The following is a 19,429-nucleotide window of genomic DNA, read 5'->3' on the forward strand; positions in this document are numbered from 1 at the left end:
ACAGTTTAAGTAGTTGGAAATATGTAACGGAGCATCAAAAAAGTGTAGACCTTTCCTTAGATTTCTCATTTACTGAATTTCTATTTTTACACCTAAGTAATATTCCTTGTTCGATGGATGATAAAACGGATTTTTTGATTATCCGTTCACTTTATTTACATCACGGAACATTCGGATATTCTACGCTGCTTCATTTGCTTCCACACATTTCTGATAACCTCCTCCACTCCTTACCGCTGATAAAAAATTCTTCTGAAAAAATTGAAACCTGTTCAGCTTCCAGCCGTATATAGGAGTGTTCAGAAAGCATCTTTGTGATAAAGTAGGACTCTGAGCACAATTTGGAAAGGAGTTTACATATGAGCAAACGTATAACGGCCAGCATTATCGCAGCGAGTATTTTGATCATCGCCCTCGCCTTTCAACTCGTCGGTTTTTTCATGAACAATGACGACGCGGAAAATGAGACGATGGGTCTTTTTGCAAACAATGACCAATTAGAAGAAAAGGTAGTAGAACGAGGTTCAGGGAACAATCGGATTGTCGAGTTGAAACTAGAAGGCGCGATCATCGATAACCCGGGCACGAATCCGAACCCTTTCGGAGGTGGCGGCTACCAACATGATCGTTTCCTTAAAAAATTGGAAACCATCAAAGAGGATGCTTCCATCAAGGGTGTCCACCTTTACGTGAACTCGCCGGGTGGCGGTGTTTATGAGAGTGCTGAGATCCATGATAAACTCTTGGAAGTAAAAGAAGCAGGTAAGACGATTTACGTTTCCATGGGTAATACGGCGGCTTCTGGCGGGTATTATGTCTCCGCTCCTGCCGATAAAATTTACGCTAGTAATGATACCTTCACCGGGTCCTTAGGTGTGATTATGGAAAGCATCAACTATCAGGAACTTGCCAATGAATATGGAGTGAAATTCAACACGATCAAGAGTGGTGAATTCAAGGACATCATGAGTCCGACGAAGGAAATGACCGAAGCAGACCGGGAAATCCTCCAGACCCTTGTAGATGATTCTTACCAGCAATTCGTCGATGTCATCGTAGAAGGCCGTGATATGGAAGAAAGCAGGGTCAAAGAACTTGCGGACGGCCGAATCTACTCAGGCAGCCAGGCTGTAGAGAACGGTCTCGTCGATGAAATCGGCTTCCGGGAAGATGCTCTTGCTGCTCTGAAAGAAGAAATAGGCGGAAACCCGCAAGTTTTCGAGTATAAGAACAGTATGAGTTCCTTCTTCAACCTGCCACTCGCAGAAAGCTTGATGCCGAACAGTGAAGTCCGCTATATTGAACAACTGATCAGTCAACGTCAAGGGCCGACCTTGATGTATATGTACACAGACTAAGGAGGAGATTCTATGGATACGTTTACGAACCATCATGAGGAAGGACCGCTTGCGTCCATCGTAACGAAACAAAAAGATGACCTCCAAAAACTGCTCTATGCAGGATTCGGTTCCCGTTTCGTAGCCTATATTATTGACTTGATCGTCATTTGGAGCGTAAACACGATAATTACAAGGCCTCTGTTGAGGTTATTGAATTTACAAGATGCTCAATTATGGGTGCCGATGTTCAGTGCGGCGAACATTATGACATCGATCATCTTTTTCCTTTACTTCATTTTGATGACGAAGTTTTTCCGGGCGACTTTAGGTAAAATGATTTTTGGTTTATCCGTTGTTTCTTTCAAAGGGGAAACCTTGTCTAATAGTCAAATCATTTTCCGTGAATGTATTGGAAGATATATAAGTATGGCCGTGTTAGGCATCCCTTATCTGGTTGTAGCTTTCACTAAGCGGCACCAGGGAATCCATGATTTGTTCGCAGATACTTCAGTGATCAAAAACAAATTCAGGCAGCTGAACACGACCATCGAAAACCGCAACCAAACCGTATAAAAATCGAACGCCTGCTTCCTCACGGGAGCAGGCGTTTTTCTATGGGTTAACGAGATGGATCTTGCTTGCCTGTACCGTTTGTTTCCCCTTTTTCACGGCGTAATGCGTTCAAATCTTTTTTACTTTTGTTCTTCGCTTTTTTACCCATCTACAATCCCTCCTTCCTTGATAGTTTGTATCGTAAAATTAAATCCATGTAAAAAACAAACAGTAAATTAGATGCCCTTTACGTTTTAAATATACCCCGATCCCTGTTCGAAATACGGTAAACACGTCATACCGACGTCGCCCGGAATTGTAAAGGAGTGACCTTTATGTACAGTAAGACGATTGGAATTGTAATGAACTCCATAAAATAAGATTCCACTGGGTAATTCGTCTTTCCTTACACATAATAAAACGTAAATAGTGGATAGAGGGGTGAGAAAATGGAACAAAAGCTTAACATTGCCAAAATCCTTAAGGAAAAACAGAAAAACCACCATATCACCATTAAACAAATCGATACCGACGATCACCCGATCCACGTGTTGTACATCCACGGTATTGTCGACATTAAACAGATCCAGGATTCCATTATACTCCCTCTCTCCGAATGGGAACACAGGGAAAAAGCACCACTCCCTCACGCTTTCACTGCAGAACCTTTACTTCAATTGGAAAGTGAAAAGGAAATCGATCAACATCTCCTCAACGGCTTCACATTGTTATTTGAACGAGATGCCGCTTACGCTGTCGATTCCGCTCAATTCGCTTACCGTTCTGTTCAAGAGCCTGTCTCCGAGATGACATTACGAGGGTCCCGCGACGGTTTCATTGAATCTCTTGAGTTGAATATTGCTCTATTACGCGTCCATCTGCGCTCGACTGATTTAAAATTCGAAGAGTTCACCCTCGGTACCCGCTCTTTCACGAACGTATCGATCGCTTATATGGAAGGGATGGCGAATGAAGAACTTTTACGTGATGTAAGAAACAGTTTGAACGCGGTTAAAGAGGATTACATACCAGATGGCGGGGTTGTGGAACAATTAATTGAAAGGAACAACTATTCTCTTTTTCCTGAAATCCAGGAGACAGAGAGGCCGACAAAAGTTTCGAGCTCACTCATCGAAGGACGTGTAGCCATATTCGTAGAAGGTTCGCCTTCTGTACTCCTGGCACCGACCACATTAAATGCTTTATTTCAACAGGCAGATGACTACAATTTCAAATGGATTCCGGCATCCCTGATCCGCCTTATGCGATATATGGCTGCGTTTTTTGCTGTGATGCTGCCATCGGTCTACATTTCTCTTATTTCCTATCACCACGGGCTGATTCCAACGGACCTCGCTATGTCCATTGCTAAAACACGGGAAGGCGTGCCCATACCGTCATTTATGGAAGCACTGATTATGCAGATGACGATTGAGGTGTTGAGAGAAGCGGGCATCCGCCTGCCGAAGCCTATCGGGCCTGCCGTCAGTATTGTTGGTGCGATTGTGCTTGGGGAAGCTGCTGTGACAGCAGGCATTGTCAGCCCATTGATGGTGATTGTCGTTTCCTTTGCTGCCATTTGTTCCTTTACTATTCCCGATTACGCACTGAGCCTCGCCCTTCGAACAATTAGTTTCGTCATGCTTTTTGCCGCAGCCTTCCTGGGCATCTATGGGTTGATATTGATGATCTTCATAGTGAGTATTCATCTTATCCATTTGCAAAGTTTTTCCACCCCGTATTTGGAACCTTTTGCTCCCATTTACGTGAAGCGGTGGAAAGACTCTTTGATCCGGTTTAAGTTAAAAAAAGGAGGAGGTCGCATTGAGTGATTTAAAACAAATGACTATGCTTCAGCTGATCGTCGTTTTTATTTCCACCATGATAGGGATCGGCATCATCCTCATGCCAAGAGACCTTGCAAAAGCGGTGGATTCTCCGGATCTCTGGATCAGTATCATTTTTGGGGCTGTAGCTGTCTCATTCGTTATTTGTATATATGTTACATTAGCCGTCCGCTACCCAGGGCTGACATTCTTTGAGATGTCAGCTGTCATCATGGGTAAATTCATCGGATGGATCTTCAACTTCTTCTTTGTCTTATACAGTTTGATCGTAGCCGCCTATATCTTAAGAATAACGGCAGGTATTATAAAAAACTATTTATTAGACACTACCCCTCTATATGCGGTGGTAGGTGCTTTCCTGCTCGTAAGTATGTACTTGATCTATAACGGAGCAGGAGATATCGTCCGCTTTTTCCAGTTGTATTTTCCGATTATGATGTTCATGTTCCTCGTCCTTTGTTTACTGAGTATGAAAAACCTCGACATTCAAAATATAAGGCCCGTCCTGCAAAACAATATAGGATCCACACTCAGTGCTACGACTATCACGTTTTTCTCTTTTTTAGGGATGGAGTTCTTACTCATTTTCGCTAAGCTCATCAAAAAGAAAAAAGCCAAACATCTACTGATCACCATGTGGGCGAGCATCGGCTTCACAACCCTCATCTATGTTGCTTTTCACATTATTTCGATTGGTGTCTTAGGAGTGGAGGAATTGAAAGAAATCACTTTTCCGACGATTGAAATGGCTAAAAGTATCGAGTTTCAAGGTTTTTTCTTTGAACGTTTTGAGCTCATTTTCCTTTTCGGATGGTTGACCACTGCATTCACCTCATTCACAGCCTATACTTATGCTTCTACGTTAGGTTTGAAAAATTTGTTCAAGCCTTCCAAGTGGTTTCTCCTTGTTGCAGGGGTATTCATATTCACTTTTACCATGCTGCCTAAAGGATTGACGGAAGTTTTTCATTATTCGACCCATATTCAAGTGATTTCTTTCACAGCCATCGTAGTCCTTCCAGCCTTACTATTAGTTGTTTCGACAGTCAGGAGGAATACCTATGCATCCTCTTAAAAAGATTATCCCGTTCATGTTGATTCTCACTCTCCTCACTGGCTGCTGGGATATTGAAGAAATTGAAGATGTTGGCATTATCGTTGGAGTCGGCCTCGATGTTGACGGAGAGAATGACAATTTGACGATGATTAATCAATACGTGGTCCCGGGCAAAATTCCGACACAACAGGACAACGCCTCGCAAAGCGTTCCGTTTCAAAACATCAGTATCACTGGCAATACATTTTTTTGAAATCATCCGGAAAAATTCATTAGAAAGCAACCGCCGCCCCAACTATACACACCTGAAGTCTATTCTGACCTCTACAAAGCTGCTTGAAAAAGAACGTGCCGATCAGGTTCTTGATATTTTTATCAGAGACCACGAATTCCGGAGAACTACTCCCGTATTTATCACTCGCGATCCTGTTATGGATGTCCTTAACACGGAACCGGAAAAAGAAGTGTTTCCAGCGATACAAATAAAGGCCTTAAGCGATAACTATCAAATCAATAATACGAATCCGAGGAATTTGACCGTCGGAGATATGTCCCAATATATATCAGAGAAAAAAAGTTTCTTGATTCCGGGAATATCCATGATAGAAGGAATGGTAAAGTCCTATGGGGCAGGGATCATCGAAGCAAAGAGTTCTCAATACATTGGCTGGATCGATGTGGAAGATATGGAAGGTGTCCGATATATGCATAACAATGTCCAGGGAGGATTCATCAACCTTGATGAAGAAAAATTAGAAGAAGGACCAGTGGTGTTAGAAATAAAAGGAGCGAACACAACATTCAAAACCAAAGTCAGCGGTGATGACCTTGAAATGAAAGTACAAATAAAAATATCAAGTATGCTTGCAGAAGACTGGGGAGTTGGACGGAATGTGTTCAAGAAATCATGGAAAAAAGAGTTGGAAAAGGCCGCGAACAAAACCATCAAAGGAAAAGTGGAACGAATTCTCGAACTTGCCCAACAGGAATATCAAACCGACTTTCTCAATGTATCGAAATGGGTTTATATCCATGAACCAAAGTATTGGGAAAAACATGAAAAAGACTGGGATCAACATTTTTCTGAACTAGATATCAGCGTCGAAGTGAATACGGAAATTACTGATTTTGGGACACAGAATTTCAATGCGGAAGAAGGCGGGTGATTACTAGTATAGCATCCCCCTTCTGTCTTCTCTTTTCCAGTCGGTTGAGTAGCGGACCCAGTTTATTGATTGTAAAGGTATGCACCCTATAAGGAAAAAGATCAAATGAGGACAGCGTTGTCTGAATAAACGGTAATCAAAGCTCTTCCCGCCCTCCACTCAATCGTAAGCTTTGCGTTCCTTATAAAAAGGCCGTAAAATTTGCCATGATAAACAAAAAAGGAGATGAGAAGATGGCACAAGAAATCAAAGGAAAAACTGCTTATATCACAGGTGCAGGACGGGGAATCGGACGTCAGACTGCTCTGCAACTGGCAAAAGAAGGCGTCCATGTCGGTTTGATGGCAAGAACGGAAAGCCGCTTGAATGAAGTCGCGGAAGAAGTGCGATCGTATGGGGTGGAAGCAAGCGTTGCCACTGTCGACATAGCGAACATGGAACAAGTCGAAACAGCTGTGCAGCATTTAAGAGATGATTTAGGAAAAGCCGATATCCTTATTAATAACGCTGGTATTGGTGTTTACGGCAAATTTCTGGAAATCGAGCCTGAGGAATGGAAGCGCACGTTTGAAGTGAATGTTTTCGGTACGTATCATGTGACCCGTGCTGTGCTTCCGGATATGATTGAGAAAGATCAGGGGGATATTATCAATATCTCATCCAGCAGCGGTTTGAAAGGGACAGCGAATTCCACAGCATACAGTGGAAGTAAATTCGCCCTTCAAGGAATGACGGAAGCGCTTATGCAGGAAGTCAGGCGTAACAACATTCGCGTGTTCACCTTGAACCCAAGCCTTGTGGCTACTGAACTTGCGTTTGGAGATAAGTTGGAGGAACAGGATAAAGAGAAGTATATGCAGCCGGAGGATTTGGCTGAATATATGGTTTCTCAGTTGAAGCTTCATCCCCGGATTTTTATTAAGCAGTCCTTGCAATGGGCGACGAATCCATTTTGATCTTACCTATTATTGAGAGTAAGGGGCGGAGGGGGATAAGTCGCTTTCCGCGGGGAAGACGGCAAACCTCCTCGGTCTTTTCGACCTCCGGCGTCTCGGGACCAGTCTATCCTTTCCCGCTGGAGTCTCCCCATCCCCATCCCCCTCCGCCCCTTGCCTAATATAATTGTTCCTACCCTCATCTATAATATTAATGCATTAAATCTTCTAGCAGAGTTTCTTCACGAGAGCTCTGAACGGTGAATCTATGCGAGTCTTCCCCGCACCCCTTTCTCCCTACTACGATGAATCGCAACTGTAAGTTCCACAAGTGAATACTACTTATGAATGTATGTTCCCATAGGATTCATGACCTTTTTCTTCTGTTTATTTACATATACTTTTGCCTAAATAGATGCCGCTTGCTGCCGCCTGGGAGAGGGAGTGGGTTTCTCCGGAGCAGTCACCGATCAAGTAGAGTCCTGGGACGTTTGTTTGGAAGTTTTCATCGGTTTCTATTTTCGCTTCGTAAAATTTGCTGTCGAGACCGTAGAGGATGGTATCTTTGTCGATCGGCTCCTCCAATAACCCTTCTAAAGCTTTGAAAAAGTCGAGAAGTGCTTCGGTATATAATTCAGGTACTTCTTCTTTAAGATTGCCGACTTCTGCATCCAATGATGGTGTAATCGAATTGTGTCGGAGAGTTAGGGTCGGTGTGTTTTTGTATAAATCGTCGAGACGCTGTGCAACGATGCGTCCCCTTCCCCTATTGATGGCTCCTACCACAGATGTCGCCTCTTCCATCGCTTGTTTATGGCTATCGAACAGCCGGGGAACGAACAGGGTGAAATTAAGATTCTCACTTGGCTGATCTTCTTCTCTTTGGTTTTGGCCATCCGCCATGACGAGACCGTGCTGGTGTTTTCGGATCACTCTGCCACTCGGATTCATGCAGTAGGTTGTCGCAGAATAGCCTTCTGTCGTGTAGTTGAGCTTCGTTTCGAATGTCTCTTGTAAAATCGCGTCCAGTTGGTTTCCCTGCATTTCCACTCGCACCCCTAGATCCAACCGTGTCTGTTCTGGTTTTATGCCTAATTTTGGTGCGATCTTTGCTAACCATTCACTCCCACTCATTCCTGTAGCAATGATAACCTTTTCACTTTCATATGTATTTCCACTGGAGCGAATGACATAGGAATCCTCTCTTTTTTCTATTTCCGTAATTTCCACTTCGAAAGAGAACCGTATTTTATCTATCATTTCTTCGTACATGTTTTGAAACACTTCTTTTGCAAGAGATGTGCCAAGATGACGGACTTCTGTAGAAAAGACGCTCAACCCATACCGAGCCGCCTTTTCTGATAAACGATGATTTTTCGTGCTATATTTCTCTGTCCGTTCACCTCCGAATGAACAAAGGATCCGGTCCACCTCTTCCATCATTGCCAGTGTTTGTCCGGTACCGATTTTTTGACCGAGCATGCCACCGAAGTCATTGGTATAATTGAACTTCCCTTCTGATTTTCCTAAACCTGCAAAACCGACATATTTGTCACACGGACCTTCGCAAGTACAGGCTTCTCCCACTTCCTGGCCACAAAACCGTTCGGCAAGAGGCTTCCCCCGGTCGATTACGTGAACCGAGAGATGAGGATGTTCCCTCATTAATGTATAGGCAAGAAAAACGCCACTTACTCCTGCCCCGATAATTGTGACATCCTGCATACGATCACCTTCCTTTATGTACGGATTTTCGCATAGATACACGTATCTGTCAGCCGTTCTCCGTCAACGGAACGATCTTCATTCCTTAAAATCCCTTCGAGGCTAAATCCGATACTCTCTGCAAGGGAACGACTCTTGTAATTTTCAGACTCGCAGCGGATTTCCACCCTTGCTCCCCCGAGTCCATGCAATGCATAATCTGTCAGAGCAGCTACAGCTTCCCGCATATACCCATTCCCGCTATATCTAGTATCCATCCAATAGCCCAGCTCGAATTTCGGGACATCCCAGTCGATATTGTGAAAACCGGTGGACCCCACGAAAGTTCTGTCTTCTTTAAGAAAAACCAAGTAACGCAAATTTTCCCGTGATAAAAACTTCGTTTGGACTTGCCGTGCATTGATTTCCGTTTCTTCCACCGTGGGCGGCTGTTGCACGAATCCGAGCCAAGGCTTCAGTTCATTTAGTGACTCGTGGATAGAAGCGTTTATTGTCGCGCCATCCCCAGGTTCCGGCATTCTCAATAATAATCGTTCGGTTTCAATCGGCGACTGGACGTCCCGCATGATAGGATTCATAAACCCAACTCCCTTTTCCCAGTAATTTGTGAAAGATTTTCAAGAAGAATATTTCCATCACACTCTGACTATTCTTATATTCTATCAAACAAAACCTTTTCCTTTTTTTGCAAAATCTATATTCAAACCTCTTTCCTTTTTATATAATAGACGGAAATGTCCAGTGAAGGAGGAGGACGATGAATAGGAATACTGCTTTTATCATGATTTTTATCGGCGCATCCCTGTGGGGGATCATCGGCTTGTTCGTGAACGCATTATATGAATACGGCTTCACCCCTTTGCAAGTCGTCGCTTTACGTGTGAGCGCTGCTGCCTTCCTCTTGCTTCTCTACATAGGGATCAAGAATCATAAACTATTGAAAATCAAACCGGCCGATACCAGCTACTTTGTCGGAACAGGTGTCATCAGCATCGCACTGTTCAATTGGTGCCTGTTCAGCGCGATCGAGACCACCTCGATGTCGATCGCTTTTGTACTTTTATATACAGCGCCGGCCTTCGTCACCCTATTTTCGAGAATCTTTTTCAACGAACCATGGACGTTCAGGAAAATCATCGCCCTTGTGACCACATTCATCGGCTGCACGTTCGTGATCGGTTTGCTGCCTAACTTGAATGCTACCTTGACCGTTGCTGGACTTCTGTTCGGCCTTGGATCGGGGTTGTTCTATGCCCTGTACAGCATTTTCGGCAAAGTTATTTTAAAGAAGTACCGCTCGCTGACAGTCACCTTTTATACATTTTTACTGGCGACGATCGCAGTGGTGCCCTTCAGCTTCCTGTGGCAGGAAATCACCTTGCTTACAAGTGTGCGAGTATGGCTGCTCGTCTTCGGGCTCGGTCTTGTATCCACGGTACTGCCATTCATTTTATATACAAAAGGCCTTGAAACCGTAGAATCGAGCCGTGCTTCGATCATCGCCACCATCGAACCTGTTGTCGCGACATTGATCGGATACTTTGTATACGCAGAACAGATGACCATCTTTCAATATGGCGGGGTAGTACTTGTCCTGTTGTCGGTCATCATTGTTCAGGAAGCGAAGCGGAAACCAGGGAATAAACTTAAAAGCCATGCTTCATAAGAAAAGCGCATGCGCCCTGAAAGACACGACACCCATAAGCAAAACGGCTGAAGGAAGGTGACATTCCCTTCCGTAAGACGGATTGCTTATGTCGCAAGTGGCTGGGCGCTGGAGCTAGCCAGCACTTCGCAGAAATGTTCAAAAAACCCTATACTTTCTAATCTTTTATATAAAAAGAAGTCGGAAATCATCAGCCTTTATTTCCTTTGTTCTAATCCTTTCGGTTGTGAATACATTTTAGGAGGATACAACCGGAGGAGGATGGCTATGTCAGCTGCTCGGATTTTGATGTGGGTCACCGGTGCACTTGAAGCGTTTTTAGGTATTCCGTTTTTCGGCGGGACGTTCGTCATATCCCTATTATGGACCCCTCTAGCTGTGATGCTGGTTTTGCATATCGTAACCTTAGTTCTCGCACAACAAATAGGAAGAGAAACAAGAGGAAGTGTGCTGGGAATCATCACCTCTTGTATCGCATGGATCCCCATCGTCGGAATGGTGATGCACATTTTGACGGCCATCTTTTTGCTGATTGATGCAAGCGAAGCAGACCCGGAATTAGAAAAACAGCCAGACTAATACTATTCTATTCTATGAACAAAAAGACGATCACAACGGATCGTCTTTTTGTATTCCGTTCCATTTCTGGTGTTCTTTATCATAAGCCCTTAATAATAAGATAAAACTGATTTCCACAACAAACACAGCCCCTACTGCGACGATCATTGCCGGCAAAGCATAGGTATCGGGGGTATTGAAGAAAAATGGCAGCAGCGCATAGTATGCAAAATGGATGTAAAAGTAGACGCTGAATAATTTCTTCGCCCGCTTTATCAGTGCTTTTTCCTCCCTATCACTCGCCCAGTGGATGAGCATCTCGAAAAGAAAATAGACAAGAAAAAGTTTCAGTACGCCGAGCGCATGATGATAAAAGGTGAGGAGATCTAAATCCATCACTAACCGGTTTGTCGCAGGGGAAGGCTGACCGAGAAACATCGCAGGGATCGAGACCACCGCTAATAGGAGAGCAAGAACACGTGCGCTCCTCACCTCCCTCCACTCTAAAGGTAAACGAGTAAGTGCACCTGCGATGAGGATGTAGCCTATAAAATCCGGGAATACCTCCACTGGACCGATGTAGAAATCGATGAGGACAAGTAAAAATCCTTGAAATATTCGCTGAAATGGTCTCATTCGTCTCCCACCCTCTCTACAAGTTCGTCCATTTGGTCCGAGGTAAATGAAGGGTGGTTATAAACAAGAAAGCGCTCAACAAAATCTTTTCCATTTTCCATTGTTCCCGTTACTTTCAAAGGAAACCAGTAGGCGTTAAGAGCATCTTTGTTATGTTGAATCGTCTGCCTTATATGATCACCTTGCTCTACGATCAGCGGATAATCGATTGCAGGAAGGTTTACCCCGGCGACTTTTTCCCACTCCAAGTCCCTTTCTTTCTCATACCAATCAGGCAAATGCCCCTTTGTTGTTCTATTCCCATTTGAAGCTGTATGATGTATTTTAATCAACATCTCATCCGTCAATTCAGGGAAAGGCGAAGAGATATCCTCTATTTTTATCCTTTCCTTCACTGTATAAGACTGTGTCGAGCGTCCATCACTCCCCCCGGATGACATATCCTGTTTGAAAACACCACTTCTTTCTGGAGGTTCCTCTGTAATAATTGTTCCAATATCCGCTACAATCATTTCCCCATCATCCATGGTAATAATAGCTTCTCCTTGATGATCTATACTCTCCCTCGTTACCTCTTTCGTATCAAATTGGGCACTTGCCATCCAGTAATGTGTTGATTCACTCAGGACATTAAAGGTCATTCTCGGGTTATCCTGAGGGAAGCCAGTATTCTTATAATCAGGATACATGACAGTGCCATCACTGAATTCAATGCTTTGTACTTTTTTAGGGTCTTGTTTATTCATCAAATAATAAATTTCAAATGTATCGACCTCTGCATAATAGTGTTTTAAAAAAAGTGCTTCGTCTAACTGTTTCGATTGATAATACCAAAGATTAGCACCCCAGCTCACAACGATGACGACCAGGGCAATCATCAGTATCTTCTTATTCATATAAATCGTCCTTACCTTTGTTTTTTTGGCTCCATTTCAAATGGGATGAAACGTATCTTCCATCTTTTACGTAAACGTATGTGTGACGTTTCAAATTTTTAAAGAAAGAGAGAATACTATGCAGCTAACATCTAATTACTACAAACTTCAAAGGGAATCCATTCATCCTTATCAGAGTAGACAATTCGGGATTATAAATAAGGAAGACGAACGAGTCGCCACATTTGAAGAAGAGCCCTCCACCTCTTCCGACCTTGGGAATCAATTTTTGAACCTGATCAATCTGCATCCCATCTGCAGTTTCAAAATGAAGCTTTTAACCCCGAACCAAGAAGTGCTTGCTCGATTGATTAAGAAAAAAGGTTGGTACAATAGTATTCTTGTTCAGACAAAAGATGAAAATATCACGTTGCACTTCAAAGGGTCGATATCCCAAAATATTTTTGCAACCGATGAAAATGGAACTACTCTCTTCCACTGTACGGGAAAAAATATGGCTTCTGACTTTTCCATCGAGTCAGAGCAAGGGAAATTCGCTACTATCCATAAACGCTCTATTGCTGCACCAACCACTAAAGAAGCCTGGCTTTCAGAAGACCTGTATCATATCAGAGCTAACGAATGGACAAAAACTGAGGTCCTTGCCATTTTATCCACGACAGTGATGATCGATCTCTATTACCATCGCCGATAATCTTCTTCCATCAAAAAGCTCTATTAAGTATGGGTTCATTCTATTCTCCCATTGCAATCAATGTGTCTGGGAAGCGGCCATAAGACTATTCATTGTATGTAGTTTAAGGTGAAATTCCAGTGTATAAGTAGAGACATCCTATAATTATGTAAAAAATCGACCACTTTTTCCGACCTTCCCTGACATCCTGGACAGCTAACAGGAAAAAAAGCCCCGCCAAAGCATTAGCGATTATCGTAAAGTTAATTGTTACATACGTACTAAATAAATCTGCAAGAATCACAATCAAAGTTACAACCCCATAGATGCTAATAAAAACACGGAATATCCTCATGCAACTTTGTCCCTTTCCTTCTTGAATTCTTCAAAATAATGTTTCTTAGCTTTCCATTTTTTCGTGCCGCTGCGAAACCCTGTCACGAGTGCGATGATAAGAAAGATGAGAGACATGAAGGCAAAGGCATCAGCACTGAGGATTACCGGGATAAAAACTTGAAAACTTTCTGTAAGGGAGGAACGCAATTGAAAGAGTGTCTGTCTCCCTTCCCATCGCTCCTCCCATATGCTCCACAATTCTTCATTCGTTTTCCGACTCATGTATGTTTCGTATAAAAAGAAGCCATAAAAGACGAGAGCACCCAAATAAAACAGTCCAGGTACATGGCCGAAAAAGATTTGCCCGAAACCGATACATAAAGCCATCAATAAAAATAGATGCCATACCGACTTTCGGGCTTTATTTCTTATGTATTGTTGATTGGTACTTTCTTTTTCCAACTCTTCTTCCATCTTCATCCCCTCAACCGATTATTAATTCGTAAATTGCAAACCCCAACATGAGAAAAGCAAAACTGAAGCGAAAAATAGAACCGATCTTCTTTTTTCGCTTTGCGGGCATTACTATTGCCTGATCTATGATGATAGCTGGAGCTAAAAACAGCCATAGATACAGCCATGGAAAGTGATAGTCTGTAAATAAATTCAGTATAATCAATAAAGCTATGATTACACTATTAGTTATGTATTTGGCTGCTTTCTTCATAGGCACCTCCCTGCTGGATAAAATCCCCATCCATTGTAACAGAAAATTCAACCTTTATGGACAGTTGCCATATCGTTTAATCATTCCAGCGGACAATCCATCGATAATCAAACTATTCTAGAATCATATCCATACTCCAAACAATTGGATCAGAAATTAACAAACGGGTAAATTAACTATAATAAGGTTATGTAAACACCAGGTGTGTCACTAATCGAAAAAAAAGGAAAACTTCCCTTAATAAGAAGTTTTCCTTTTCTATTTTTGGAATGAATCAAGCCGCCAGGATCATATCCTGACGGCTTGATAGTTATTGGCCACCCATTCCGGTTAACAGAAGCTCTTTCTCTTTTGATTCCATAACCTTTTCCCTAATTGTCTTAACCCTGTAGTGAGAAGGATGACATGGAAGGTTTTCTTACCATTGTAATAAAACCGACAGCACCATTACGGAAGGAGCCCTTCTCTATGAACCCTAACTTTTCATAAAGGCGGATCGCCCGCTTATTGAAAGTAGCCACAGACAAACGGAGAGGAAGGCTTGAATCAGCCAGGGTATGGTCTATGATCAAGGAGCCAAAAGCATAACCGTTACCCTTCCCTGTCCATTCAGGATTCATTCCGAGTCCCAAATCAATCGCATGGTCTCTATAAACTCCTGCGTCTTCCCCGGCAGGAACAAGAGCGCTATGCCCTGTGCAAAAGAACCCAATCAATATGTCCCCATCCATCACAGTCTGGAAACTGCCGTCCAAACGCTCTCCTAACGTTTCTTCCTTGCAGTCCACATTATAAAAATCATAAGGAGGCTCATACTTCCATTGCAATGAATCTTTCGCTCTTTCATTCGTCATTTCCTCTACAGAAAGCTTCATTCGCTCCCTCCTCTCTCCAATTCGAACTAAGCGAGTAAACATTCGTGGTCATACAAATAAGCATAACGGAGATCTATGAATAGAAAGTGTTGATCCGTAAGCGGGAAGCTGAACGTGCGAACCATCTCTTTTGTTTCAATGTCAGAATAGAGGCCTGACAATAAACCTCTATTGAGCACCTTCATCTGCATGACGTTTTCTAAGAAATAAGGCCTGAAAGCCCAGTTGGACCCGCGCTTTTGGGGTTCGATCTCCCATGTGTCCTTCTTCTTCCTGAAGTTGGAGGACACTTGCTGGCCATCCATATGGCAGATGAACATCCGGAAGCTCTCTTCGTGAAATTGTTCGGTGACTTCTTCAATGAATGTATCCGCTTTCTTCGGACCTTCCCATTTAGACAGCAGCGCCTTCACCTTTCCTTCCCATTTACTCACAAGACCCAGGCGTTGTTCCAACAGGCTCTTTTCCCGCTGTACATAGCCGGCCATTTTTTCCCGGATGTCGATGGCGAGAGAATGTTCGTCGACGGGATGGAAAGACGGATAGGCGAGATAAAATCCCTGATAATAACGACTGCCGTGTTTCCATGCGAAATAAAGCTGGTAGTCGTCTTCAATGTTTTCAAAAAGAAGCGCTGCCCCAATCCGGTGTGCGAGCATAGATAAGGAAAACATGATGTCCTGAAAAACGTCCCCATTCTGCTTGCGGATGATTCCTGTATCAATTTTCAATATATGCGGTTCCAACTGACGGATTCTGTCTATGTTCGAACTCTTCGCCCCTACGTGATCGACGGCGATTTGAATGCCGAACGTTTTATAGTAAAGAAGCAAATGATTAAGAGATTCAAAGTCCTCATCAAAATCGTGTTCGGTCACTTCGATGACGACACGCTTCATATCGAAGCCTTTTTGATCGAAACTGAGCAGCGTCTGCAGCAGATCTTCCCCATTGTTGATCATCAATTGCTTCGCATTACGATTGATGAACAGGAAACCTTCTGTCTCCGTTTCTATCATTTCATCCATGGCAAGCTTCAACACATGCTGATCGACTTCCACTTTGAACTCTTCCGGAACATCGGGGTCATGGAAAAAGGGGCCAAGGCTATGCCACTCGCCCTCCTCTTCATAGCGCGCCAAAACCTCATGTCCGATGACGCCATGATTGATGGCACTGATGATCGGCTGGAAGACCGGCTTGATTTTATGTACGTTTCCTAAGATATCTAAAGGATCCATGTGTTCCCCTCCTACAATGCTCTTGCTTATCTTATTCTATTATACAATAACTCTTTCCCACCGCTAAACAAAAGAGTCTCTCCTACGTGGAAAGCGATTGTCTCCGCTCTTTTCCATTCCTATCCAGAAGAAGAAATAAATGATCCATTCCTACTAAGAAATAATGAGCATTCAACTATACGAGTTGTCTTATACTTCCATATAATAGAAAGAAGTCTAGAAAGGAGACTGTCTTATGAAAACTGTAGTTATAGACGCTGGACATGGTGGATCCGATCCTGGTGCCACCTACCGTGGATTCCAGGAAAAGACGTTCAACCTGTCCATCGCTTTGAATGTCCAGCGCATCCTTTCCCAAAATTATCAAGTTTCCATCATCATGACACGTACGACAGACACCAGTTTGTCACTCACTGCCCGGACGAATATAGCTAACCGTAACAATGCAGACTTTTTCCTCTCGATTCATAACAATGCGGCTGGTGGGAGCGGATTCGAGACTTATATATACAATGGCCCTTTGAGCCCGAACACACAAACCTATCAAAATATCATCCATGAATCCACCTACAACGCCATCGGTAACAAATACAATGTGAGAGATCGAGGAAAAAAACGAGCCAATTTACATGTGACGCGTGAAACGGATATGAGCTCATTGCTGATAGAAGTTTTGTTTGTCGATAACGATGGAGATCTTGCCCTTCTGAGGAATTCCAACTTCATCAATGATGTCAGCCGTGGAATTGCGGAAGGAGTCGCGGATGCCCTCAACCTGCCGAGGAAATCACAACCGGATCCGCAACCCTCCCCTGGCGATGATTCCTTGTACCGGGTGATTGCAGGTTCTTTCCGTAACCGGGAAAATGCTGAACAACGAATCGAAGCTTTATCGCAGGAAGGCATTCCAGGTTTTGTTGTACCGACGACCATCTCTGGCACCCAATACTTCCGCGTACAAACAGGCGCTTTTTCTAACGAGGCAAATGCCAAAGAACAAGTCGAGCGTCTGAAACGTATCGGCATTACCAGTGCCTTCATTATCCGGGGAGAAGAGTCTTCACCAGCCCCCGATCCTGAACCGGAAAAACCGACGGACGGTTTATACCGGGTCATTGCGGGTTCCTTCCGCAATCGGGAAAACGCCGAACAGCGGGTCCAGAGCCTTTCCCGCGAAGGTATTACCAGCTTCATCGTCCAGACAGATATTTCCGGTGTGACCTACTACCGGGTCCAAACGGGCGCTTTCTCTGAACAGGAAAATGCGCAGGAGCTCGTGGATCGTTTGAAATCGTTGGGCATTACCGATGCCTTCATCACAAGAGAAGGAGAAACACAGCCTGATCCAGATCCAGGGACACCTTCAGACGGGTTATATCGCGTGATTGCGGGTTCGTTCCGCAACAGGGAGAATGCCGAAAAGCGGATCGAACTTCTTGAAAGAGAAGGGATTGCCGGTTTTATCGTGCAAGCGGAGATTTCAGGTGTCACCTATTATCGTGTGCAAACAGGAGCTTTTTCTGAAAAAGAGAATGCCGAGGAACAGGTCGAACGTTTGAAAGCGATCGGTATTCCAGACGCCTTCATCTTGCAAGGGGAAGACGCTCCCCCGCCAGGTGACCCAGATCCTGACCCTGAGCCGCCGGCAGACGATGGCTACACGATCCAAGGGGACACGTACTTGACAGCCTGCCAAATGGATGATTATGTAAAAACCGTCAACCCTGATGCTCCTGAGCTCGGGAGGTTTTACGTCCAGTACGGAGAGGCTTACGGCATCCGCGGTGATGTCGCATTTGCTCAGGCGATCCACGAGACCGACTATTTCCGCTTCACCGGACTCGTGGATGCCGAACAGAACAACTATGCAGGCATCGGTGCAACTGGACCAGGAAACCCCGGCGCGGAATTTTCCACACCAGAAGAAGGCGTGCACGCCCATATCCAACATTTATATGCGTACACTTCGACAGAGCCGATTCCATCGCGTTTCGAAAAAGTCGATCCACGCTTCGATCTTGTCACACGCGGAATCGCTTCAAGCTGGTCGGGGCTGAACGGCAGATGGGCCGTACCTGGCGACAATTACGGACAATTGATCTTACAAATCCATGAACGGAATATAGAACATGCATTAGAAGAAATGGAAGAACAACGCGAGCAACTGAATGATGTTTTAGAAGAACTGTAATAGGAAAAGCCAGATCCTCACCAACGAGGTTCTGGCTTTTATTCATTGTCCATCCGGGCTACCCTTCTCTCTTTATCATGCAACTTTTTAGTTGCTTATACTTTACATGCAACCTGTTAGTTGCGTATACTTGATATATGAATTGGGACAAAGACGCTATATTCAAAGCACTTAGTGACTCCACTCGACGGCTTATATTAGACGAGCTATCCGAACGCAACGAGTTAACGTTGTACGAACTTACGGCACGTCTCATTATGAAGCACGATCTTTCCATTTCAAGACAAGCGATAGCAAAACATCTTACTGTATTGGAAGAGGCGAAGCTCGTTAAATCGAAAAAATCAGGGAAGTATCGAGTACTTATATTCCATAAGGAACCACTTAAAAATTTGCTGAAAGGATGGTTGGATTAAAACCCCTGAAACTTCTGAGGTTTTTCAAGGGCCCTGCTTCAAGCAAGATTTAACAGTCGAACACCAATCAACGATCACAGGAGGAAAACATTTTGAAGATTATTGTTACAAGTATATTCGTAGAAGACCAGGACAAGGCATTAGAATTTTATTCAGAAACGCTGGGATTTGTTAAAAAACATGACGTTCCTACAGGAGAATATAGATGGATTACACTTGTTTCTCCAGATGAACAAGACGGAACGGAGCTTTTACTCGAACCGAATGAACATCCAGCCGCAAAAGAGTATCAACAGAAGCTATTTGCCGATGGGATTCCAGTAACCATGTTCGGCGTTAAAGATATTCACAAAGAGTACAACCGGTTAATGGAAAAAGGCGTTACGTTTACTATGGAGCCGACGAATATGGGAGATATTACGATAGCTGTCTTCGACGATACTTGTGGAAACCTTATTCAGATCATACAGCAGTAATTTCATGCCAAAAGAATAGTTGTAAGAGGAAAGGTTTTGTCGGGTTGATGGTAAATGGGGAGCCTATGAAAATTACATTTACCAAAAAGGGAATAGATTGAATCTTAACTGGGACG

At 43.7% G+C, this 19,429-nt stretch carries 21 protein-coding genes; 13 read left to right on the forward strand and 8 right to left on the reverse strand.

The features are described 5' to 3' along the window. Positions 1 to 359 precede the first annotated feature (359 nt). From sppA to BMZ58_RS12175, 7 genes are all read left to right on the forward strand, one after another. Positions 360 to 1,358, forward strand: a complete 999-nt coding sequence (gene sppA / locus BMZ58_RS12145) for a signal peptide peptidase SppA (protein ID WP_075036823.1) — start codon at positions 360 to 362, stop codon at positions 1,356 to 1,358. A 12-nt stretch (positions 1,359 to 1,370) separates the two neighbouring features. Next, positions 1,371 to 1,913, forward strand: a complete 543-nt coding sequence (locus BMZ58_RS12150) for an RDD family protein (protein ID WP_075036824.1) — start codon at positions 1,371 to 1,373, stop codon at positions 1,911 to 1,913. Positions 1,914 to 2,341: 428 nt separating this feature from the next. Continuing rightward, entirely contained in the window at positions 2,342 to 3,724 is a 1,383-nt protein-coding gene (locus tag BMZ58_RS12155; protein ID WP_075036825.1) for a spore germination protein, read from the forward strand. Continuing rightward, a complete protein-coding gene (locus BMZ58_RS12160; protein WP_075036826.1) occupies positions 3,717 to 4,814 on the forward strand; it encodes a GerAB/ArcD/ProY family transporter in 1,098 nt (365 codons plus the stop codon). The genes BMZ58_RS12155 and BMZ58_RS12160 overlap by 8 nt, the downstream gene beginning before the upstream one ends. Next, positions 4,801 to 5,049, forward strand: coding sequence for a Ger(x)C family spore germination protein (locus BMZ58_RS12165; RefSeq protein ID WP_075036827.1), 249 nt, complete (start codon positions 4,801 to 4,803; stop codon positions 5,047 to 5,049). Before BMZ58_RS12160 ends, BMZ58_RS12165 begins: the two co-directional genes overlap by 14 nt. A gap of 4 nt (positions 5,050 to 5,053) precedes the next feature. Further along, entirely contained in the window at positions 5,054 to 5,962 is a 909-nt protein-coding gene (locus tag BMZ58_RS12170) for a Ger(x)C family spore germination protein (RefSeq protein WP_482793307.1), read from the forward strand. A 233-nt stretch (positions 5,963 to 6,195) separates the two neighbouring features. After that, positions 6,196 to 6,918, forward strand: coding sequence for a 3-ketoacyl-ACP reductase (locus BMZ58_RS12175; protein ID WP_075036829.1), 723 nt, complete (start codon positions 6,196 to 6,198; stop codon positions 6,916 to 6,918). Positions 6,919 to 7,284: 366 nt separating this feature from the next. On the opposite strand, the gene BMZ58_RS12180 is transcribed toward BMZ58_RS12175, so the two are convergent. Together BMZ58_RS12180 and BMZ58_RS12185 are read right to left on the reverse strand one after the other, a co-directional pair. Beyond that, positions 7,285 to 8,622 (reverse strand): NAD(FAD)-utilizing dehydrogenase, encoded by a 1,338-nt coding sequence (locus tag BMZ58_RS12180; RefSeq protein ID WP_075036830.1) that lies wholly within the window; start codon positions 8,620 to 8,622, stop codon positions 7,285 to 7,287. Positions 8,623 to 8,636: 14 nt separating this feature from the next. Further along, entirely contained in the window at positions 8,637 to 9,200 is a 564-nt protein-coding gene (locus BMZ58_RS12185) for a GNAT family N-acetyltransferase (RefSeq protein WP_075036831.1), read from the reverse strand. Between the two features lie 179 nt (positions 9,201 to 9,379). Here BMZ58_RS12185 and BMZ58_RS12190 point away from each other — a divergent pair, with 179 nt between their 5' ends. Continuing rightward, a complete protein-coding gene (locus BMZ58_RS12190; protein WP_075036832.1) occupies positions 9,380 to 10,288 on the forward strand; it encodes a DMT family transporter in 909 nt (302 codons plus the stop codon). Positions 10,289 to 10,555: 267 nt separating this feature from the next. Next, positions 10,556 to 10,867, forward strand: coding sequence for a hypothetical protein (locus BMZ58_RS12195; protein WP_075036833.1), 312 nt, complete (start codon positions 10,556 to 10,558; stop codon positions 10,865 to 10,867). Between the two features lie 30 nt (positions 10,868 to 10,897). Here BMZ58_RS12195 and BMZ58_RS12200 read toward each other — a convergent pair whose 3' ends face one another. Both BMZ58_RS12200 and BMZ58_RS12205 read right to left on the reverse strand, forming a co-directional pair. Continuing rightward, positions 10,898 to 11,482 (reverse strand): hypothetical protein, encoded by a 585-nt coding sequence (locus BMZ58_RS12200; RefSeq protein WP_075036834.1) that lies wholly within the window; start codon positions 11,480 to 11,482, stop codon positions 10,898 to 10,900. Beyond that, on the reverse strand, positions 11,479 to 12,378 hold the full coding sequence (locus tag BMZ58_RS12205; RefSeq protein ID WP_075036835.1) for a hypothetical protein: 900 nt from the start codon (positions 12,376 to 12,378) through the stop codon (positions 11,479 to 11,481). Before BMZ58_RS12205 ends, BMZ58_RS12200 begins: the two co-directional genes overlap by 4 nt. 118 nt (positions 12,379 to 12,496) lie before the next feature. Between BMZ58_RS12205 and BMZ58_RS12210 the strand changes: the two genes are divergently transcribed. Continuing rightward, the gene (locus BMZ58_RS12210; RefSeq protein ID WP_075036836.1) at positions 12,497 to 13,072 is read left to right on the forward strand and encodes a hypothetical protein; all 576 of its coding nucleotides are present in this window, start codon (positions 12,497 to 12,499) and stop codon (positions 13,070 to 13,072) included. Positions 13,073 to 13,402: 330 nt separating this feature from the next. On the opposite strand, the gene BMZ58_RS12220 is transcribed toward BMZ58_RS12210, so the two are convergent. From BMZ58_RS12220 to BMZ58_RS12235, 4 genes are all read right to left on the reverse strand, one after another. Further along, positions 13,403 to 13,861: a hypothetical protein gene (locus BMZ58_RS12220; protein ID WP_075036838.1), complete on the reverse strand. Its 459-nt coding sequence runs from the start codon at positions 13,859 to 13,861 to the stop codon at positions 13,403 to 13,405. Between the two features lie 10 nt (positions 13,862 to 13,871). Continuing rightward, positions 13,872 to 14,114, reverse strand: coding sequence for a hypothetical protein (locus tag BMZ58_RS12225; protein WP_075036839.1), 243 nt, complete (start codon positions 14,112 to 14,114; stop codon positions 13,872 to 13,874). A 380-nt stretch (positions 14,115 to 14,494) separates the two neighbouring features. Next, positions 14,495 to 14,989: a GNAT family N-acetyltransferase gene (locus BMZ58_RS12230; protein ID WP_075036840.1), complete on the reverse strand. Its 495-nt coding sequence runs from the start codon at positions 14,987 to 14,989 to the stop codon at positions 14,495 to 14,497. Positions 14,990 to 15,015: 26 nt separating this feature from the next. Then, positions 15,016 to 16,230, reverse strand: a complete 1,215-nt coding sequence (locus tag BMZ58_RS12235; protein ID WP_075036841.1) for an EAL domain-containing protein — start codon at positions 16,228 to 16,230, stop codon at positions 15,016 to 15,018. A 235-nt stretch (positions 16,231 to 16,465) separates the two neighbouring features. Here BMZ58_RS12235 and BMZ58_RS21150 point away from each other — a divergent pair, with 235 nt between their 5' ends. The 3 genes from BMZ58_RS21150 to BMZ58_RS12250 all read left to right on the forward strand — a co-directional run bounded on the left by BMZ58_RS21150 (position 16,466) and on the right by BMZ58_RS12250 (position 19,313). Then, the gene (locus BMZ58_RS21150; protein WP_075036842.1) at positions 16,466 to 18,421 is read left to right on the forward strand and encodes an SPOR domain-containing protein; all 1,956 of its coding nucleotides are present in this window, start codon (positions 16,466 to 16,468) and stop codon (positions 18,419 to 18,421) included. Between the two features lie 137 nt (positions 18,422 to 18,558). Beyond that, on the forward strand, positions 18,559 to 18,837 hold the full coding sequence (locus tag BMZ58_RS12245; RefSeq protein ID WP_075036843.1) for an ArsR/SmtB family transcription factor: 279 nt from the start codon (positions 18,559 to 18,561) through the stop codon (positions 18,835 to 18,837). Between the two features lie 92 nt (positions 18,838 to 18,929). Next, positions 18,930 to 19,313, forward strand: a complete 384-nt coding sequence (locus BMZ58_RS12250) for a VOC family protein (RefSeq protein ID WP_075036844.1) — start codon at positions 18,930 to 18,932, stop codon at positions 19,311 to 19,313. Positions 19,314 to 19,429: the final 116 nt, after the last annotated feature.

The organism is Halobacillus dabanensis (assembly GCF_900114165.1).
Taxonomy (GTDB): Bacteria; Bacillota; Bacilli; order Bacillales; family Halobacillaceae; genus Halobacillus; species Halobacillus dabanensis.